Genomic DNA, 19,129 nt, shown 5'->3' with positions numbered 1-19,129 from the left:
GGGCCTAGTACGACTTGGGAAGGCCCAGGGTCTGGTGGGAGACGTAGTTGAGGATCATCTCCCGGCTCACCGGGGCGATACGGGACACGCGCGCGGCGGTGATCAGCGAGGCGAGCCCGTACTCGCGGGTGAGGCCGTTCCCGCCGAGGGTGTGCACGGCCTGGTCGACGGCCTTCACACAGGCCTCGGCCGCCGCGTACTTGGCCATGTTGGCGGCCTCGCCCGCGCCCGTGTCGTCACCGGCGTCGTAGAGGTGGGCGGCCTTCTGCGTCATCAGGCGGGCCAGTTCGAGGTCGATGTGCGCCTGGGCGAGGGGGTGGGCGATCGCCTGGTGGGAGCCGATGGGGGCGTTCCAGACGGTGCGTTCACGCGCGTACTCGACGGCGCGGGCGAGTGCGTGGCGGCCCATGCCGATCGCGAAGGCGGCCGTCATGACGCGTTCGGGGTTGAGGCCGGCGAAGAGCTGGAGCAGACCGGCGTCCTCGTCGCCGACGAGCGCGTCGGCGGGCAGCCGTACGTCGTCGAGGACCAGCTCGAACTGCTTCTCGACGGCGTTGAGTTCCATGTCGATGGGGCGCCGCTGGAAGCCCTCGGCGTCGCGCGGGACGATGAACAGGCAGGGTTTGAGCTTCCCGGTGCGGGCGTCCTCGGTGCGGCCCACGACGAGGGTGGCGTCGGCGATGTCGACCCCGGAGACGAACACCTTGCGGCCGGTGAGGAGCCAGTCGGCGCCGTCGCGGCGTGCCGTCGTGGTGATGCGGTGGCTGTTGGAACCGGCGTCGGGTTCGGTGATGCCGAAGGCCATCAGGCGGCTGCCGTCGGCCAGGGCGGGCAGCCACTCCCGTTTCTGGGCCTCGGTGCCGAAGCGGGAGATGACGGTGCCGCAGATCGCCGGGGAGACGATCATCATCAGCAGGGGGTTGCCGGCGGCGCCCATCTCTTCGAGGACGAGGGAGAGTTCTGCGATGCCGCCGCCTCCGCCGCCGTACGCCTCCGGCAGGTTGACGCCTATGTAGCCGAGCTTGGCGGCTTCCTGCCAGAAGAGGCGGTTGTCGGTGCCGGGGGTTCGGGGGTGGTTGTTCGCGAACGCGGCGACCGCTTCGCGGAGGGCCTTGTGCTCTTCGGATTCGATGAGGGTGGTCATGTGGCTCCTTCGACTGCGGGTTGTGTGTGGCTGGTCGCGCAGTTCCCCGCGCCCCTAAGGGGTTGCTTCCACGACCGCCAGAAGGGTGCCGACCTCCACTTGCTGTCCCGGTGTCACACGGAGGGTGCCGAGGGTTCCCGTGACCGGGGCGGTGATCTTGTGTTGCATCTTCATCGCCTCCAGCCACAGCAGGGGCTGTCCGGCCTCCACCGGTGCTCCCTCGGTCAGGTTCTCCGCGATGCGGACGACCGTGCCGGGCATGGGGGCCAGGAGGGAGCCGGGGGCGTGCTGGGTGGCGGGGGCGGGGAAGCGGGGCAGGGCGGTGAGGGCGGTGGTGCCGACGTGGACGCGGTCGCCGTAGCGGCTGACCTCGTAGCGGCGGCGTACGCCGTCCACGTCCAGGATCACGAGCCCCGCGTCGGCGTGGACGATCTGCACGCCGTCGGCCGCGAGGCCGTCGCGCGTGTGCCGGTAGCGGACCTCGTGTTCCTCGCCGGCCATCGCGTACCGCTTGACCTGCGGCTGCGAGGCGACGTTGCGCCAGCCGCCGAAGCGGGAGCGGCCGTGGGCGTCGGCGAGGGCGGCGGCGAGCGGGGCGTACGGGTCGGGGGCGGGGGTGGTCAGTGCGGGCAGGTGCCGGTCGTAGAACCCGGTGTCCATGCGCCCGTCGGTGAACTCCTCGTGCCGCAGGGAGCGGACGAGGAGGTCCCGGTTGGTGACGGGGCCGTGGATCACCGCGCGGTCCAGGGCGGAGGCCAGCTTGCGGATCGCCTCCGCGCGGGTGGGCGCGTGGGCGACGACCTTGGCGAGCAGGGGGTCGTAGTGGACGCCGATGTCGTCGCCGTCCGTGTAGCCGGTGTCCAGGCGTACGGCGCCGGGGACGGCGAGGCGGTGCAGGCGGCCGGTCTGCGGTGCCCACTCCTGGGACGGGTCCTCGGCGTAGAGGCGGGCTTCGACGGCGTGTCCGCGCGGGAGGGGCGGCCCGTCGCCCAGCGCGTGGCCCTCGGCGACGCGGATCTGCTCGGCGACGAGGTCCACGCCGAACACGGCTTCCGTCACCGGGTGCTCCACCTGGAGGCGGGTGTTCATCTCCAGGAAGTGCGCCCGGCCGTCGGCGACGAGGAACTCGACGGTCCCGGCGCCGACGTAGGCGACGGCACGCGCGGCGCGTACGGCGAGGACGTGGAGTTCCTCGGTGAGCGGGCCGGTGAGGCCGGGCGCCGGAGCCTCCTCGATCACCTTCTGGTGGCGGCGCTGGAGGGAGCAGTCGCGGGTGCCCAGCGCCCACACGGTGCCGTGCGTGTCGGCGAGCACCTGCACCTCGACGTGCCGGCCGCCCTCCACGTACGGCTCGACGAACACCTCGCCGTCGCCGAAGGCGCTCGCGGCCTCCGCGCGGGCGGCGTCCCGTTCGCCGTCCAGGTCCGCGAGGCGCCGTACGACGCGCATCCCGCGTCCGCCGCCGCCCGCCGCCGCCTTCACCAGCACCGGCAGGTCGGACTCGGTGACGTCCCGCAGGGGCTCGACGCCCATCAGCTCCTTGGCGCGCGTCTTGGACGCCATGGCCTCGATCGCCTCCGGGGGCGGCCCGATCCACACCAGGCCCGCGTCCCGGACGGCTCGCGCGAAGTCGGCGTTCTCGGAGAGGAAGCCGTAGCCGGGGTGCACGGCGTCCGCGCCGGCCGCGAGGGCGGCCTTCACGATCAGGTCGCCGCGCAGGTAGGTGTCGGCGGGCGCCGACCCCGGCAGCCGTACGGCGGTGTCCGCCACGCGCGCGTGGCGGGCGTTCGCGTCGGCGTCCGAGTGCACGGCGACGGTTCGGATCCCCAACTCACTGCAGGTGCGGGCGATACGGCAGGCGATCTCGCCCCGGTTCGCGATCAGCAGGGAAGTGATCATCGGTCCCTCACATCCGGAAGACGCCGAAGCCGCCGCGCGCGCCCTCGTAGGGCGCGGTGTGGACGGCCGACAGGCACAGGCCGAGGACGGTGCGGGTGTCGCGCGGGTCGATGACGCCGTCGTCGTAGAGCCGCCCGGACAGGAACATCGGCAGCGACTCGGACTCGATCTGCTGCTCCACCATGGCGCGCAGCGCCGCGTCCGCCTCGTCGTCGTACGGCCGTCCCTTCGCCGCCGCCGACTGCCGCGCGACGATCGACAGCACGCCGGCGAGCTGCTGCGGGCCCATGACGGCGGACTTGGCGCTGGGCCAGGCGAAGAGGAAGCGGGGGTCGTAGGCGCGGCCGCACATGCCGTAGTGGCCGGCGCCGTAGGAGGCGCCCATGAGGACGGACAGGTGGGGGACGCGGGAGTTGGAGACCGCGTTGATCATCATCGCGCCGTGCTTGATGATGCCGCCCTGCTCGTACTCCTTGCCGACCATGTAGCCGGTGGTGTTGTGCAGGAAGATCAGCGGGATGTCGCGCTGGTTGGCGAGCTGGATGAACTGGGCGGCCTTCTGGGACTCCTCGCTGAAGAGGACCCCCTGGGCGTTGGCGAGGATGCCGACGGGATAACCGTGGAGAGCCGCCCAGCCGGTGGTGAGGCTGGTGCCGTAGAGGGGTTTGAACTCGTCGAAGTCGGAGGAGTCGACGATCCGCGCGATGACCTCGCGCGGGTCGAAGGGGATCTTGAGGTCGCCCGGGACGATGCCGAGGAGTTCGTCCTCGTCGTACTCGGGCGGTGCGGCCGGTCCCGGGTCGTCGTGGGCCTTGCGGTGGTTGAGGCGGGCGACGACCCGGCGGGCCTGGCGGAGCGCGTCCGGTTCGTCGACGGCGAAGTGGTCGGCGAGGCCCGACACGCGCGCGTGCATCTCGGCGCCGCCCAGGGACTCGTCGTCGCTCTCCTCCCCGGTGGCCATCTTCACCAGCGGCGGGCCGCCGAGGAACACCTTCGCCCGTTCCTTGACCATGATCACGTGGTCGGACATGCCGGGGACGTACGCCCCTCCGGCGGTGGAGTTGCCGAAGACGACGGCGACGGTGGGGATTCCGGCGGCCGAGAGCCGGGTGAGGTCCCGGAAGATCGCGCCGCCGGGGATGAAGATCTCCTTCTGGGAGGGCAGGTCGGCGCCGCCGGACTCGACGAGGCTGATCACGGGCAGCCGGTTGGCGAGCGCGATGTCGTTGGCGCGCAGGGCCTTCTTCAGCGACCACGGATTGCTCGCGCCGCCGCGCACGGTCGGGTCGTTGGCGGTGATCAGGCACTCCACGCCCTCGACGACCCCGATGCCGGTGACGAGCGAGGCGCCGACGGTGTGGTCGCTCCCCCACGCGGCCAGCGGGGAGAGTTCCAGGAAGGGCGTGTCGGGGTCGAGGAGCAGCTCGATGCGCTCACGGGCGAGCAGCTTGCCGCGCGTGCGGTGCCGTTCGACGTACTTCTCGCCGCCGCCCGCGAGGGCCTTGGCGTGCTCGGCGTCGAGTTCGGCCAGCTTGGCGAGCATGGCGTCGCGGTGCGCGCGGTACTCCGGGTCGGCCGTGTTCAGGGCGGATTCGAGGACCGTCAAAGCAGGGCCTCCGGGATGTCGAGGTGCCGGGAGCGCAGCCATTCGCCGAGCGCCTTGGCCTGCGGATCGAAACGGGCCTGCGCGGCGACGCCCTCGCCGAGGATCCCCTCGACGAGGAAGTTCAGGGCGCGCAGGTGGGGCAGGACGTGCCGGGTGACGGGCAGGTCGCGGGCCTCGGGGATCAGTTCCCGCAGCCGCTCGACGGTCAGCTCGTGCGCGAGCCACCGCCAGGCGTCGTCGGAGCGGACCCAGACGCCGACGTTGGCGTTCCCGCCCTTGTCGCCGCTGCGGGCGCCGGCGACGAGGCCGAGGGGAGCCCTTGTCGTGGGTCCCGTGGGCAGCGGCTCGGGGAGCGCGGGGCGGTCCGGTGCATCGGCGAGTACGGCGGTGTCGTGAGGTGCGTCCACGGCGACACGGCGTCCGTCGTGGAGGACGGCCACATGGTCGACGTCGCCATGGGGGACGTACACATCCTCGAAGACCCCATAGGGGGAGCCCTTGCCCGGTGGCGCCATCACATGGAATCCGGGGTAGCTGGCCAGCGCCAGCTCGACGGCGGCCCCGCTCAGCACCCGCCCGACCGCCTCCTGCGCGGGGTCCCGTACGACCAGACGCAGCAGCGCGCTCGCGGTCTCCTCGGTGCCGGCGTCGGTCCGGTCGGTGCGGGCCAGCTCCCAGCGCACCTCGGCGGGCGGCGACTTGGCGAGCGCGTCGCTCATCTGCTCCTTCACGAGGTCGGCCTTGGCCTCGATGTCGAGCCCGGTGAGCACGAACACGACCTCGTTGCGGAAGCCCCCGATCCGGTTGCGCCCGACCTTGAGCGTGGGCGGCGGGGCCTCTCCCCGGACGCCTTCGACGCGCACCCGGTCGGGCCCGTCCTGCCGCAACCGCACGGTGTCGAGGCGCGCGGTGACGTCCGGCCCGGCGTACCGGGCGCCGCCGGTCTCGTAGAGCAGCTGCGCGGTCACCGTGCCGACGTCGACGAAGCCGCCGGTGCCGGGGTGCTTGGTGATGACGCTGCCGCCGTCGGCGTGGATCTCGGCGAGCGGGAATCCGGGCCGCCGGAGATCACGAGGGTCGCGCTCGCCGAAGAAGGCGTAGTTCCCGCCGGTAGCCTGCGCCCCGCACTCCAGCACGTGCCCGGCGACGACGGCCCCCGCGAGCCGGTCGTACTCCGTCGGCGCCCAGCCGAAGTGGGCGGCGGCGGGCCCGGTGACGAGGGCCGCGTCGGTGACCCGCCCGGTGACGACCACGTCGGCGCCCGCGCGGAGGCACTCCGCGATCCCGAACCCGCCGAGGTAGGCGTGGGCGGCGAGGCTGCCGGGGTACCGCGCGGTGAGGTCGTCGCCCTCGACGTGGGCGACCCGTACGGGGATGCCGAGCCGGCCGGCGAGGGCGCGTACGGCGTCGGCGAGCCCGGCGGGGTTCAGCCCACCCGCGTTGGTGACGATGCGCACCCCCCGCTCATGGGCGAGTCCGAGGCAGTCCTCCAGTTGCCGCAGGAAGGTGCGCGCGTACCCGGCGGAGGGATCCTTCAGCCGGTCGCGGGCGAGGATGAGCATGGTCAGCTCGGCGAGGTAGTCGCCGGTGAGGACGTCGACCTCACCGCCGGTGAGCATCTCGCGCGGGGCGTCGAAGCGGTCGCCGTAGAAGCCGGAGAAGTTCCCGACGCGCAGGGTCACCGGGTGCCCTCCTTCGACGGGCGTCCACCACCGGGCGGCCCGGCGAAGGCCTGGGCGATGTCCAGCCAGCGGTCGGCGTCGGGGCCGTCGGCGGTGAGGGCGAGGTCCGCGCGGTGGGCGCGCTGGGTGACGAGGAGGCAGAAGTCGAGCGCGGGCCCGGTGACCCGCTGGGGCGCGTCCTCGGGACCGTACGCCCACACCTCACCCCCCGGTCCGACGAGCTCGACCCGGAAGGGGTCGGTCGGCGGGGTGAGCCCGTGCGTCCCGTAGGCGAAGTCCCGGGTCCGCACCCCGAGCCAGGCCACATGCCTGAGCCGGTCGCCGGGTGGCCGCGTCACACCGATCGTGTCCGCCACGTCCTGTCCATGGGCCCAGGTCTCCATGAGACGGGCGGTGGCCATGGAGGCGGCCGACATGGGCGGCCCGTACCAGGGGAACCGCGCCCCGGCCGGAGCCTCCCGCAGCGCCTTCTCCAGCGCCGCACGCCCCTCCCGCCACCGCGCGAGCAGCTCGGCGGGCGCGGACCGGGCGTACTCCTCGGCACCCTCGTCGACGAAGGTGCGCGGTGCGGCGAGGGCCTTCTCCACCAGCGCCCGGAACCCGTCCGGGTCGGTGACGGCGAGCAGCGCGGAGCGGTCGGTCCAGGCGAGGTGGGCGATCTGATGGGCCAGGGTCCAGCCGGCGGCGGGCGTCCGCAGCGCCCACTGCTCGGTGTCGAGTCCGGCCACCAGCCGGTCGAGCTCCTCGCTCTCCTCACGCAGATCGTCGATCACGGGCGTCGGATCGGCCACGAGGCGCTCCCCTCGGTACACGGACACGGCGGTGTGCGGCGCGGTTGCGTGGAGCATGGCAGCGGGACCATAAACAAGCAAGCATGCTTGCATGAATTTTCCGGCCGCCCGGATACCGGCCACTCCCTCCCGCCGAGCCGTCAGGCGAGAGGATCGGGCGTGACCTGCCAGATGGTGACCAGCTCCGAACGTGGCGTGACCATGTAGACGAAGAATCCGCCGGAGACGAAGGCGTGCTTCGCCCCTTCGTCCATTCCCTGGTACGTGGGCCCGTGAAGGTAGAGCGCTTCCGCCGCTCTGACCAGTTCGTCAGCCGCCTTCTTCACCTCGCCGAGGAATTCCGGCGGAGCACCGTCCGCGACGGTCTCCTCGTCGGGGACGTATCCCCAACGCCAGGTCACTCCGCGTGCACCGCCTTGGCGGCGTCGCGGTACAGGGAACTCGCCGTCGCCAGATGTGTGCGTGCCTCGTCCGCCGTAGTGGCGATCCGGGCGAGGTACTCGGCGCGGTGGTAGGCCTGGGCCATGGCCGGGTGGCGCTCGATCTCGATCAGAGCGGCCCAATGGCTGAGGTAAGCGTGTACCGGCTTGAGCGAACCGTGCTCCACGGCCTCCGCGAGCGCTTGGTCCTTCGCCTGGTCGTACGCCGCCAGAAGGCCAGGGGCGACGACCGTGCAGGCGGCTCGCAGGGCGCCCGGTGTCCGCTCGGGGCGAGGGATCAGCGGACGATCGCCGACGGTCTCACTGTGCTGCACGCTCATGGCGCTGTTCCCTTCGTGTCTCCGGGGACGTGCCGGTCACGCGACGAGGCCGGTTGTTTCGAGAGACGAGAGCGACTCTAGCCCTGACGCGCCTCGCCGCGCCCGGCGATCGTCAGGAGACGGCCCCCGCCCCCTTCGCCCTCCCCCGCCCCACCTGCGTCCGCACCGCCCCCATGCTCGCCGCGATGACCAGGGCGATGGCGGCGGCCTCCGTGGCGGAGAGGGCCTGGTCGAGGATGAGGAAGCCGGCGGCCGCGGCGAGGGCCGGTTCCAGGCTCATCAGGATCGCGAAGGTGGAGGCGGGCAGGCGGCGCAGGGCGAGGAGTTCGAGGGTGTACGGGAGGACGGAGGACAGCACCGCGACCGCCGCGCCCAGGCCGAGGACCGTCGGGTCGAGGAGCTTCGTTCCGGACTCGACGAGGCCCAGCGGCAGGAAGAGGACCGCCGCCACGGCCATCGCGAGGGCGAGACCGTCCGCCTGCGGGAAGCGGCGCCCCGTACGCGCGCTGAAAACGATGTACGCCGCCCACATGGCGCCGGCGCCCAGTGCGAAGACCACACCCAGCGGGTCGAGACTGCTGAAGCCACCGCCGCCCAGGAGGAACACACCGGCGAGGGCCAGGGCGGCCCACACGAGGTTGACCGCCCGCCGGGAGGCCAGTACGGACAGCGTGAGCGGGCCGAGGACCTCCAACGTGACCGCCGGGCCGAGCGGGATGCGGGCGACGGACTGGTAGAAGAGGCCGTTCATCGCCGCCATGGCGACGCCGAAGACGATCACCGTGCCCCAGTCGGCGCGGGAGTGCCCGCGCAGCTTCGGCCGGCACAGCACCATCAGCACGAGCGCCGCCACCAGCAGCCGCAGCGTCACGACCCCGAGCGCACCGGCCCGCGGCATCAGCGTCACGGCCAGCGCCCCGCCGAACTGCACGGAGATCCCACCGGCGAGCACCAGCCCGACCGGCCCGAGGGAGCCCCGTCCGCGCGGGGCGCCGGCCGGGGCGGACACATGGCCGGGCTGCCCCGTACCGGGTGCGGTGGACGGCGTGGCTGCGCTGGGGATGGTCACGGGGCTTCCTGGGGACTCGGTACGGGGAGCGGACTCCTGCCGGGCATAGTGCATCACACTGAACTCTCCAGTCCAGAGTAATGGCCTTCAACCCTTCAGGACAGGACCGTAAAGCATCTATGTGCCTGACGATGAGTCCCCCTCCCCGCCCGGGTCAACTCGATTCCGTCATGCGGACCCCGCTCCTCACGGACCGGGACGGGCGGGAAGCCGGGCGTCGGGTCGAGCCGCGGAGGCCGACGCCGGGGAAAGGAGCGGCCGGTCGGCCGAACACCGGGGCGGGTACCGTCCCCATGGCGAACGCCGATGCCCGCCCCACCACATCTCCCGAGGTCCCGTGCGACGACTCCTTGCCCGTCTCTGGCGGCTCCTGCGCCCCTTCCAGAGCCGCGTCATGTGGTTCCTGAACGCCAAGTTCGTCGTCGGCGTGACCGGCGTCGTGCGCGACGACGAGGGGCGGGTCCTGATGTTGAAGCACCGGATGTGGCCCCCGGGCCGCCAGTGGGGCCTGCCGAGCGGTTTCGCCCGCAAGGGCGAGGACTTCCGGGCGACGGTGGTGCGCGAGGTCAAGGAGGAGACGAACCTCGACGTGGAGGTGGGTCGCCTGGTGATGCTGAACAGTGGCTTCCGTACGCGTGTGGAAGTGGCCTACGAGGCCCGCCTGCTGGGCGGCGAACTGCGCCTGGACCCCTTCGAGATCCTGGAGGCCCGCTGGTGCGCACCGGACGACCTCCCGGAGGGCGCCCAGCCGGTGTGCGGGCCGCTGGTACGGGGCGAGACGGCGCCCTGACGGACGTCGAGCCCGTACACGCGGATTTACGTCTCAGGCCGCTCGGCGACGAAGGACCCGAGGCCGGGTTCCGTGCAGGTCGGTCCTTCCTCACGCAACGCCCGGAGCACCTTGTGTGCTGTCGCGTCGGCGATCCCGAACTCCGCCGTGAGCTGCACGACGGAGGGGACGCGCGTACGCGGCGGGCAGGTGCCGTCGGCGACGCGCTGCGGGTGGCGGAGAGCCGGGGGCGGAGGCTGGGGCGGCTCAATTGAGCGCGTCAAGGACACCGGGGCGGCGACTGCTCGCCTATTTCTCCAGGGCGGCCGCCAGGACCTCCGCCAGGTGCCGTCCCCGTACGCCCGCCAGCTGCTCCAACTGCGTCCGGCAGGAGAAGCCGTCGGCCAGGACCACCGCGTCCTCCGGGGCCTCGCGCACCGACGGGAGGAGCTGGTCCTCGGCGCAGGCGGACGAGACCTCGTAGTGGCCCCTCTCGAAGCCGAAGTTGCCCGCCAGGCCGCAGCAGCCGCCCGCCGGTTCGCCGGTGAGGCCGGCCGCCGCGCGGAGTCGGCGGTCGGGGGCCTCGCCCAGCACCGCGTGCTGGTGGCAGTGGGTCTGGCCGGTGACCGGGCGGTTCAGCACGGGCGGGGTCCAGTCCGGGGCGTGCCGCTCCAGGGTTTCCGCGAAGGTCAGCACCCGTGCGGCGAGCCGCGCCGCGCGGGGGTCGTCGTGGAGGAGTTCCGGGGCGTCCGTGCGCAGGGCCGCCGCGCAGCTCGGTTCCAGGACGACCAGCGGGGCGTCCGTGGCCAGGACCGGCTCCAGGAGGTCGAGGGTGCGGCGCAACACCGCGCGGGCGCGGTCGAGCTGGCCCGTGGAGATGTACGTCAGGCCGCAGCAGACCCGGCCCCTGCGGGCCGTCAGCAGGGACAGGGCCGAGCGGCTGCGGGCGTCGCCCACCGGGCGGCTCCCCGGCCGCAGTGTGGGCGGCAGCGCCACCCGCAGACCCGCCGCCTCCAGCACGCGTACCGCCGCTCGGCCCACCGACGGCGACAGGTGCTCGGTGAACGTGTCCGGCCAGAGCACCACCAGCTCGCCCTCGCCGAAGGGCCCTCCCCGCCCCCGCCACCACCGCGTGAACGTCTCCCCCGCCACCCGGGGGATCTCCCGCTCCCCCGCGATCCCGCCCAGCCGCTTTGCCGCGCTCGCGAGCGGACCCACCGAGGCCAGGGCGTTCACCGCCCCCGCGGCCCGCGTCCGCGCGACCCAGCCCAGCCACACCGGCAGCCACCCCATCGCGTAGTGCGCGGCCGGGCGGCGACGGCCCGCGTAGTGGTGGTGCAGGAACTCCGCCTTGTACGTGGCCATGTCGACCTCGACCGGACAGTCGGAGCGGCAGCCCTTGCAGGACAGGCACAGGTCCAGCGCGTCCCGTACCTCCGTGGAGCGCCAGCCGTCGGTCACCAGCTCGCCCGCGAGCATCTCGTGCAGCAGGCGGGCGCGCCCCCGCGTGGAGTGCTGTTCCTCGCCCGTCGCGCGGAACGACGGGCACATCACCGCCGGCCCCGACACGGACGCCGTACGGCACTTGGCGACGCCCACGCAGCGCCGTACCGCCGCAGAGAAGTCGCCGCCGTCGGCGGGGTAGCCGAAGGCGACGTCGACCGGTTCGCGCGGGAGGACGGAGAAGCGGAGGCCGGCGTCCAGCGGCGCGGGGCGGACCAGCATGCCGGGGTTGAGCAGGTCGTCCGGGTCCCAGACGGCCTTCACGCGTTCGAAGAGGGCGACCGTCCGAGCGCCGTACATGCGCGGCAGCAGCTCCGCGCGGGCCTGCCCGTCGCCGTGCTCGCCGGAGAGCGAGCCGCCGTGCGCCACGACCAGGTCGGCCAGCTCCTCCGAGAAGCGCCGGAAGCGGGCGACGCCCGGCCCGGTCAGCAGGTCGAAGTCGATACGGACGTGGATGCAGCCGTCCCCGAAGTGCCCGTACGGGGTGCCGCGCAGCCCGTGGTCCGCCATGAGGGACCGGAAGTCGCGCAGGTACGCGCCGAGCCGGGCGGGCGGCACCGCGCAGTCCTCCCAGCCGGGCCAGGCCTCCGTACCGTCGGGCATCCTCGTCGCCGTACCGCTCGCGTCCTCTCGGACGCGCCACAGCGCGCGCTGCCGCGCCGGGTCGGTGACCACCAGGGCGTCCACGACGTCCGCCGCGCGGACGATCGTCTCCGCACGCGCGCGTGCCTCCGCCTCCGTGTCCCCGCCGGTCTCCACGAACAGCCAGGCGCCCCCGCGCGGGAGGTCCTCCGTGGACGGCACGAGGTCCGCCGCCATGCCCTCCACGGTCAGCGGGCCGTGCTCCAGCAGCCCCGCCGCCGCCTCCGCGGCCCCGCTCTCGTCCGCGTACGCCAGCACGGCGAGCGCCCGCGCGCGGGGAGCCCGTACGAGGTCCACGACCGCCTCCGTGAGCACGCCCAGCGTGCCCTCCGAGCCGCAGAGGGAGCGGGCGACGTCCGCGCCCTTCTCGGGCAGCAGGGCGTCCACGGCGTATCCGGAGATGCGGCGGGGGAGGTCGGGGAAGGCCGTGCGCAGGCGGGCCAGTTCGCCGTCCACGAGGTCCCGCAGCCCGGCCGGGGCGCCCGCCCAGCCCCGTCCCGGGCGCAGACGTTCCCCGCGCGGGGTGACGACCGCGAGTTCGCGCACGCTGTCGGCCGTCGTGCCCCAGGCCACCGAGTGGGAGCCGCAGGAGTTGTTGCCGATCATGCCGCCGAGGGTGCAGCGGCTGTGGGTGGAGGGGTCCGGCCCGAAGCGCAGTCCGTGCGGCGCGGCGGCCTCCTGGAGGCGGTCGAGGACGAGGCCCGGCTGGACGACGGCCGTGCGCGCCTCGGGGTCGAGGGAGAGCAGACGGTTCATGTGCCGTGTGAAGTCGAGCACCACACCGGTGCCGGTCGCCTGCCCCGCGATCGACGTGCCGCCGCCGCGCGGCACCACGGGAACGCCGTACGTCCGGCACACCGACAGCGCCGCCGCCACGTCGTCGGCGTCCCGCGGGGCCACCACGCCGAGCGGTACCCGGCGGTAGTTGGAGGCGTCCATCGTGGTCAGCGCCCGTGCGGTCGCGGTGAAGTCGACCTCGCCACGCACGGCCGCCCGCAGTCCGGTCAGCAGTTCCCGGTGATCCGTCATGCCCTCAGGATGCCTCCGCGGAGGCCGGGCGCAGGAGACGGCGCCCCCGCGTCCCACCGCGTCGCGGAAGACCCCGACATGCGCCCGGGATGGGGTGATTGACGAAAACGGAAGCGGAATCTTCCCAAGTCGAACACGAACTCTCATATAGTGACCGCGAGTTGCGCGCAGTTGTCGGCCTCGTTCGAAAGCGACCCCGAAAACCGAGTCCGGCATTCCCGTGAAACCGCCCGAGGGCCGCGCAGACACGACGGTGCACGCCCGCGGACTGACCGAGGAAACGACCGAGGACCCTGATTGATGACCTCCCCCCTGCTCCCCGGCGACCGCCCCACCCCCCGCAGCCTGCTGCCCGTCCCGGTACTCACCGCGGCGGTCACCGCGACCGGGGTCCTCGCCGCCCTCTTCCTCGCCCCGGACGAGGCGATCGGCTCCGTCACCGTGGTCGGGACGATCGCCGCCGTGCTCCTGTGCGCGGCCGCCACGGTGGCCACGTACACCGTCCTGTCGGCACGGGCCGCCCGGGCTCGGCTGGACGCCGTCACCCAGGACGTCGGCCGGCTGCTCCAGGAACGCGCCCGGCTGGCGGAGGAGTCCCGCCGCCAGCACGAGCGGCTGACCGGTGAACTCAACCGTGAACGCGCCCGGTTGTCGGCCGAGCTGGACCAGGAGCGCACCCACCTCGCCGAGACCCTGGCCGCGGAGCGCGACCGCCTCACCGAACAGCACGCCGCCGACACCGCCCGCCTGGCGCGGGAGCACGCCGACGAGCGGGCCCGGCTCACGGACGACCACGCCGCCGCGCTGAAGCGGCTCGCCGAGGAACACGCCGAGAAACTGCGCCTCATCACCGAGGAACACGGCGCCCACACCGCCCGGACGGCCCGCGACCACGCGGAGGAGCGCGACCGGCTGTCCGAGGAGCGGGACCGGTTCGAGGCCGACCGGGACCGGCTCACCGCGGAGATCGCGCGGCTGACCACCCGGCTGCGCGAGGCCGACGGCGCCCGGGCCGCCGCGCTGTCCGCGACCGCCAACGCGGCCGGACGCATGCAGGCCCTCTCCACCGGCATGCTCGCCGACCTGCGCGCGATGGAGGAGAAGCACCACGACGAGGAGGTCCTCGCCGACCTGCTCCACCTCGACCACCGCACCGCGCAGGCGGGCAGGCTCGCCGACTCCGTCGCCGTCCTCACCGGCGCCCGCTCCGGCCGCCGCTGGGCCCGGCCCATCGCCATGGAGTCCATCCTGCGCGGCGCCATGGGCCGGATCAGCGGCTACCAGCGGGTCAGGGTCCACTCCGCCAGCGACACCGCGGTCGCCGGGCACGCCGCCGAGGGCGTCATGCACGCGCTCGCCGAACTCCTCGACAACGCCGCGAACTTCTCGCCGCCGACCGCCGAGGTCCACGTGTACGTCGAGGAGGTCCCGGCCGGGGTCATCGTCTCCGTCGAGGACAGCGGGCTCGTCATGGGCGAGGCGCAGCTGCGTCGCGCCGAGCGAGCGGTCTCCGGCGAGTCCGCCGGGCTCGGCGGCCTCACCGGCACCCGGCTCGGGCTCGGCGTGGTCGGCCGGCTGGCCCGGCGGTACGGGCTCCGGGTCTCCTACCGGCCCTCGGCCCGCGGCGGCACGGGCGTCCTGATGCTCGTCCCGCAGGACATCCTCGTACCGCCGGACGCGCCCACGGCCCCGGCGGCGGGAGCCGCGGCGACCGGCGGCAGCACCGCGTCGGCGCCCCGCACCACCGCTCCGGCCGGTGCTCCGTCCGTCCCCGCGACCCCCGCCGCACTCGTCGAGGCACTCGGCTCCGAGGCCCCGAAAGCCCTGAAGGCCCCGATGGCCCCGGCGGACGAGGCGTCCGGCGGTCTCCCCCAGCGCCGCGACCACCGCGCGGGCGCCGCCCCCGACCGGCCGGAACCGGAGACCAGCCACGGCGGCGCGGGCGAAAGCGACACCGGCACCGGCACCGGCACCGGTACCACCCCGGCGGACCGCCCGACGCCCCCCGGGAGCACCCGCCCCGCCCCCTCCTACGCGGCCTCCCGCGCGGGCGCCGACCTCGACCCCGACCCGGTGCCGACCCACGAGTCCCCGGACCGGACCGCCGACGCCCCGCCCCTCGTGCTGCCCCGCCGCCGCCGGGGCCGGACCCTCGCCGAGGCGGAGCGCACGCGTCCGAGCGGCCGTGACACCACGCCCCGGCCCGCCCCGACCGCCGAGGAGACCAAGGCGCGCACCGCCCGCTTCAGCAGCTTCCGCCAGGCCGTCCGCCCGCCCACCCCGGACGACGCGGCCGCCCCGGACACCGGCACCACCGCCGACCAGACCCCCGAAGCACGACCCACCCCCGCGACCCCGGAAGGCGACCCCACCTCATGACCGGCACGACGACCGCCGACGAGAAGCTCACCTGGCTGATAGAGGGCCTGCTGGAGCGAACGCCGGGCGCACGGCACGCGCTCGTGCTCTCCCGTGACGGCCTGAAACTGTGCCGCACCCCGGAGCTCTCCGCCGACCAGGCCGACCAGCTCGCCGCGATCGCCGCCGGCATCCAGTCGCTGTCGCACGGCGCGTCCGTCGAGTTCGGCGACGGCAGCGGCGGCGTGCGCTCGGCGATGACCGAGTTCTACGGCGGTGTGCTGTTCATCGTGGAGGCCGGCGAGGGCGCGCACCTGGCCGTCGTCACCACCGAGGACGCGGACGCCGGGCTCGTCGGGCACAACATGAGCGAACTCGTCGAGCAGCTCGGCGAGCACCTGACCGCCCGGCCCCGCACCTCATGAGCAGGCCCGGCAGGGACGACTCCCCCGACCGGCTCTACACCCTCACCGGGGGGCGCAGCCGGTCCGGTCCCGACAACCCCTTCGACCTGGTGACCCTGGTCGTCGCCGAGTGCGATCCGGTGCCCGGCATGCAGTCCGAGCACGCGGCGATCCTGCGGCTGACCGAACGCCCCACGGCGGTCGTGGAGATCGCGGCCGAGCTGAAGCTGCCCGTGAGCATCACCCGGATCCTGCTCTCCGACCTGCAGGCGGCGGGCCGGGTCAGCGCCCGTCACCCCCGCAAGGCCGCCGTACCCGACCCCGACATCCTGGAGCAGGTGCTCGTTGGACTCCGCAACCTCTGAGACGCGTACGCCGCTGGACGCGTCGGCCGACAACGGCCTGAAGATCGTGGTCGTGGGCGGCTTCGGCGCCGGCAAGACGACGATGGTCCGCTCGGTCAGCGAGATCCGTCCCCTCAACACCGAGGAGACGATGACCCAGGCCGGGGAGGCCGTCGACGACACCAGCGGGGTGAGCGGCAAGACCGCGACCACCGTCGCCTTCGACTTCGGCCGCATCACCCTCGACACCCGCAACGTGCTGTACCTGTTCGGGGCGCCCGGGCAGGAGCGCTTCTGGTTCCTGTGGGACCGGCTGTTCTCCGGCACGCTCGGCGCGGTCGTCCTGGTCGACACCCGGCGCATCGACGACTCCTGGTACGCCATCGACCGGCTGGAGAAGCACGGCACGCCGTTCATCGTGGCGTGCAACGACTTCGGCGGCGCCACCTTCACCCCCCAGCAGATCCGCGAGGCCCTCGACCTCGACCCGCACGTGCCGCTGGTCAACTGCGACGCGCGCTCCCGGGAGTCCAGCAAGATCGTGCTGATCACACTGGTGGAGCACATCCAGGCCCTGTACGCCGACCCGGCCCGAGCCCCCCGTCAGGAGCTGGTGTGAGTCCCGCCTCCGTCCCCAACGCCGTCCGTTTCCAGGGGTCCCTGCTCCAGGACGACCCGTCCCGCGTGTACCGGGAGATGCGGCGCGAGCACGGCAGCGTCGTCCCGGTGGTGCTGGACGGGGACGCGCCGGCGTGGCTGGTGCTCGGCTACCGCGAGCTGCACCAGATCACCGGCGACCCGGTGCTGTTCAGCCGCGACTCCGACCTGTGGAACCAGTGGGAGAACATCCCCGACGACTGGCCGCTGCTGCCGATGATCGGCCGCAAGCAGCCGTCGATCCTCTACACCGTCGGCGAGCGGCACCGCGAGCGGGCCGGGATGCTGGGGAACGCGCTGGAGGCGGTCGACCCGTTCGAACTGCGCGGGTTCGCCGAGAAGTTCGCGGACGAGCTGATCGACGGCATCTGTCCCAAGGGCACCGCCGACCTGATCGGCGAGTTCGCGATGCTGCTGCCGGTGCGGGTGCTGGCCCGGCTCTACGGCTTCTCCGACGAGGAGGGCCCGGCCCTGGTCACCGCCCTCAACGACATGATCGACGGGCGGGAGCGGGCCCTCGCCGGCCAGACCCACCTGTTCACGTCGATGACGCAGCTGGTGGCCTCCCGGAAGGAGACGCCCGCCGAGGACGTCGTGTCCCGGATGCTCGCCGACACCTCGGGCTTCACCGAGGAGGAGATCGGCCAGGACCTGATGGTGATGATGGCGGCCGGACACCAGCCGACCGCCGACTGGATCGGCAACTCGCTGCACCTGATGCTCACCGACGCCCGGTTCGCCGCCTCCCTCTTCGGGGGCCGCAACAGCATCGCCGAGGCGATGAACGAGGTGCTGTGGGAGGACACGCCGACCCAGAACGTGGCCGCCCGCTGGGCGTCCCGCGACACCCAGCTCGGCGGTCGCCGCGTCCGCGCCGGCGACATGCTGCTGCTCGGCCTGCAGGGCGCCAACTCCGACCCCCAGGTGCGTACCGACGGCTCGGCGCTGACCGGCGGCAACAGCGCGCACTTCTCCTTCGGCCACGGGGAGCACCGCTGCCCGTTCCCGGCGCAGGAGATCGCCGAGGTGATCGCCCGGACCGGCATCGAGGTCGTACTGGACCGGCTGCCGGACATCGACCTCGCGGTGCCGGCCGCGAAGCTGACCCGCCGCCCGTCGCCGTGGCTGCGCGGACTGTCCGAACTCCCGGTCACGTTCACACCCACTCCCGCCCTTGGAGGCTCGCTCGCATGACGGCTGGTACGGACACCATGACGACCGACACCGGACAGACCCGTATCCCCCTCGACCCCTTCGTCTCCGACCTGGACGGGGAGAGCGCGGCGCTGCGGGCCGCCGGGCCGCTGGCCGCCGTGACGCTGCCGGGTGGCGTGCCGGTGTGGGCGGTCACCCACCACGCCGAGGCGAAGAAGCTGCTCACCGACCCGCGCGTGGTGAAGGACATCAACGTCTGGACCGCCTGGCAGCGCGGCGAGATCGCCCCCGACTGGCCGCTGATCGGGCTGGCCAACCCGCCCCGCTCCATGCTCACCGTGGACGGCTCCGACCACCGCCGGCTGCGCACCCTGGTCGCGCAGGCGCTGACCCCGCGCCGGGTGGAGCGGATGCGGGAGCGGATCACGGAGCTGACCGAGGGTCTGCTGGACCAGGTGGCCGCGCAGCCCGGCGACACGGTGGACCTGAAGGCGACGTTCGCCTACCCGCTGCCGATGTACGTCATCGCCGACCTGATGGGTCTCGCGGAGGAGCGGCTGCCGCGCCTGAAGGAACTCTTCGAGAAGTTCTTCTCCACGCAGACCCCGCCCGAGGAGGTCGTCGCGACGCTGACCGAGCTGGCCGGGATCATGGCCGAGACGGTGGCGCACAAGCGTGAGAACCCGGGCGACGACCTGACCTCCGCGCTCATCCAGGCGTCGGAGGACGGCGACAGCCTCACCGACGAGGAGATCGTCGCCACGCTCCAGCTCATGGTGGCGGCCGGCCACGAGACGACGATCTCCCTCATCGTCAACGCGGTGGCCAACCTGTCACTCCACCCCGAGCAGCGGGAACTGGTGCTGTCCGGCGAGGCGGACTGGTCGGCGGTGGTCGAGGAGACGCTGCGGTACGCCACGCCGACGTCCCACGTGCTGATCCGGTTCGCGACCGAGGACATACCGGTGGGCGACAAGGTCCTCCCGGCGGGTGACGCGCTGATCGTGTCGTACGCCGCGATCGGCCGCGACGAGCAGGCGCACGGCCCGACGGCCGGCGACTTCGACATCACCCGCGAGATCACCAACCGGCACATCTCCTTCGGCCACGGCCCGCACGTCTGCCCCGGCGCGGCCCTGTCCCGCCTGGAGGCGGGCGTGGCGCTTCCGGCCCTGTACGCCCGCTTCCCGAAGCTGGACCTGGCGGTCCCGGCGAGCGAGCTGCGCAACAAGCCGGTGGTCACCCAGAACGACCTGTTCGAGCTTCCGGTGAAGCTCGGCGGGTGACCGGCGCGGGTGGCGGCCGGACCTCCCCCCG

The 19,129-nt window shown here is 73.4% G+C and carries 16 protein-coding genes; 7 read left to right on the top strand and 9 right to left on the bottom strand.

The genetic code is table 11. From position 1 onward, the window contains the following. Nucleotides 1-4: 4 nt before the first annotated feature. The 8 genes from ACZ62B_RS19435 to ACZ62B_RS19400 form a co-directional block, all read right to left on the bottom strand. On the bottom strand, nt 5-1,144 hold the full coding sequence (locus tag ACZ62B_RS19435) for an acyl-CoA dehydrogenase family protein (RefSeq protein WP_469691309.1): 1,140 nt from the start codon (nt 1,142-1,144) through the stop codon (nt 5-7). 54 nt (nt 1,145-1,198) lie between these two features. Beyond that, nucleotides 1,199-3,043: an acetyl/propionyl/methylcrotonyl-CoA carboxylase subunit alpha gene (locus tag ACZ62B_RS19430; protein WP_468719236.1), complete on the bottom strand. Its 1,845-nt coding sequence runs from the start codon at nt 3,041-3,043 to the stop codon at nt 1,199-1,201. A gap of 7 nt (nt 3,044-3,050) precedes the next feature. Then, complete coding sequence (locus ACZ62B_RS19425; RefSeq protein ID WP_344555288.1) at nt 3,051-4,649, bottom strand: acyl-CoA carboxylase subunit beta; 1,599 nt, start codon at nt 4,647-4,649, stop codon at nt 3,051-3,053. Continuing rightward, nucleotides 4,646-6,331, bottom strand: a complete 1,686-nt coding sequence (locus ACZ62B_RS19420; RefSeq protein WP_469691303.1) for an acyclic terpene utilization AtuA family protein — start codon at nt 6,329-6,331, stop codon at nt 4,646-4,648. The genes ACZ62B_RS19425 and ACZ62B_RS19420 overlap by 4 nt, the downstream gene beginning before the upstream one ends. Further along, entirely contained in the window at nt 6,328-7,122 is a 795-nt protein-coding gene (locus ACZ62B_RS19415) for a TIGR03084 family metal-binding protein (RefSeq protein WP_468890695.1), read from the bottom strand. Before ACZ62B_RS19415 ends, ACZ62B_RS19420 begins: the two co-directional genes overlap by 4 nt. A gap of 140 nt (nt 7,123-7,262) precedes the next feature. Next, nucleotides 7,263-7,523: a hypothetical protein gene (locus ACZ62B_RS19410; protein ID WP_469691299.1), complete on the bottom strand. Its 261-nt coding sequence runs from the start codon at nt 7,521-7,523 to the stop codon at nt 7,263-7,265. Continuing rightward, nucleotides 7,520-7,882, bottom strand: a complete 363-nt coding sequence (locus ACZ62B_RS19405) for a DUF6247 family protein (RefSeq protein ID WP_073934452.1) — start codon at nt 7,880-7,882, stop codon at nt 7,520-7,522. Before ACZ62B_RS19405 ends, ACZ62B_RS19410 begins: the two co-directional genes overlap by 4 nt. Before the next feature lie 112 nt (nt 7,883-7,994). Further along, nucleotides 7,995-8,951, bottom strand: a complete 957-nt coding sequence (locus ACZ62B_RS19400; protein ID WP_344555296.1) for an EamA family transporter — start codon at nt 8,949-8,951, stop codon at nt 7,995-7,997. Between the two features lie 337 nt (nt 8,952-9,288). On the opposite strand from ACZ62B_RS19400, the gene ACZ62B_RS19395 reads away from it, so the two are divergent. Further along, the gene (locus tag ACZ62B_RS19395; protein WP_344555298.1) at nt 9,289-9,741 is read left to right on the top strand and encodes an NUDIX hydrolase; all 453 of its coding nucleotides are present in this window, start codon (nt 9,289-9,291) and stop codon (nt 9,739-9,741) included. Nucleotides 9,742-10,029: 288 nt separating this feature from the next. On the opposite strand, the gene ACZ62B_RS19390 is transcribed toward ACZ62B_RS19395, so the two are convergent. Continuing rightward, on the bottom strand, nt 10,030-12,894 hold the full coding sequence (locus ACZ62B_RS19390) for an FAD-binding and (Fe-S)-binding domain-containing protein (protein WP_469691296.1): 2,865 nt from the start codon (nt 12,892-12,894) through the stop codon (nt 10,030-10,032). A gap of 300 nt (nt 12,895-13,194) precedes the next feature. Here ACZ62B_RS19390 and ACZ62B_RS19385 point away from each other — a divergent pair, with 300 nt between their 5' ends. From ACZ62B_RS19385 to ACZ62B_RS19360, 6 genes are read left to right on the top strand one after another with little or no spacing between them, the layout of a single operon-like run. After that, nucleotides 13,195-15,273 carry a sensor histidine kinase gene (locus tag ACZ62B_RS19385; RefSeq protein ID WP_469691294.1) on the top strand — a complete coding sequence of 693 codons (2,079 nt, stop codon included), beginning with the start codon at nt 13,195-13,197 and terminating at the stop codon, nt 15,271-15,273. Beyond that, entirely contained in the window at nt 15,270-15,677 is a 408-nt protein-coding gene (locus tag ACZ62B_RS19380) for a roadblock/LC7 domain-containing protein (RefSeq protein ID WP_004986664.1), read from the top strand. Before ACZ62B_RS19385 ends, ACZ62B_RS19380 begins: the two co-directional genes overlap by 4 nt. Continuing rightward, nucleotides 15,674-16,021 (top strand): DUF742 domain-containing protein, encoded by a 348-nt coding sequence (locus ACZ62B_RS19375; RefSeq protein ID WP_030835307.1) that lies wholly within the window; start codon nt 15,674-15,676, stop codon nt 16,019-16,021. Before ACZ62B_RS19380 ends, ACZ62B_RS19375 begins: the two co-directional genes overlap by 4 nt. Further along, the gene (locus ACZ62B_RS19370; protein ID WP_344555305.1) at nt 16,002-16,619 is read left to right on the top strand and encodes a GTP-binding protein; all 618 of its coding nucleotides are present in this window, start codon (nt 16,002-16,004) and stop codon (nt 16,617-16,619) included. Before ACZ62B_RS19375 ends, ACZ62B_RS19370 begins: the two co-directional genes overlap by 20 nt. Continuing rightward, a complete protein-coding gene (locus ACZ62B_RS19365) occupies nt 16,616-17,851 on the top strand; it encodes a cytochrome P450 (protein ID WP_344555307.1) in 1,236 nt (411 codons plus the stop codon). The genes ACZ62B_RS19370 and ACZ62B_RS19365 overlap by 4 nt, the downstream gene beginning before the upstream one ends. Next, nucleotides 17,848-19,098: a cytochrome P450 family protein gene (locus tag ACZ62B_RS19360; protein WP_469691291.1), complete on the top strand. Its 1,251-nt coding sequence runs from the start codon at nt 17,848-17,850 to the stop codon at nt 19,096-19,098. The genes ACZ62B_RS19365 and ACZ62B_RS19360 overlap by 4 nt, the downstream gene beginning before the upstream one ends. The last annotated feature ends 31 nt before the right edge of the window (nt 19,099-19,129 follow it).

This window comes from Streptomyces sp. NPDC053426 (genome assembly GCF_055585405.1).
Note: the sequence above shows the minus strand (reverse complement) of the source record. Positions and strands in the feature narration are given on the sequence as shown.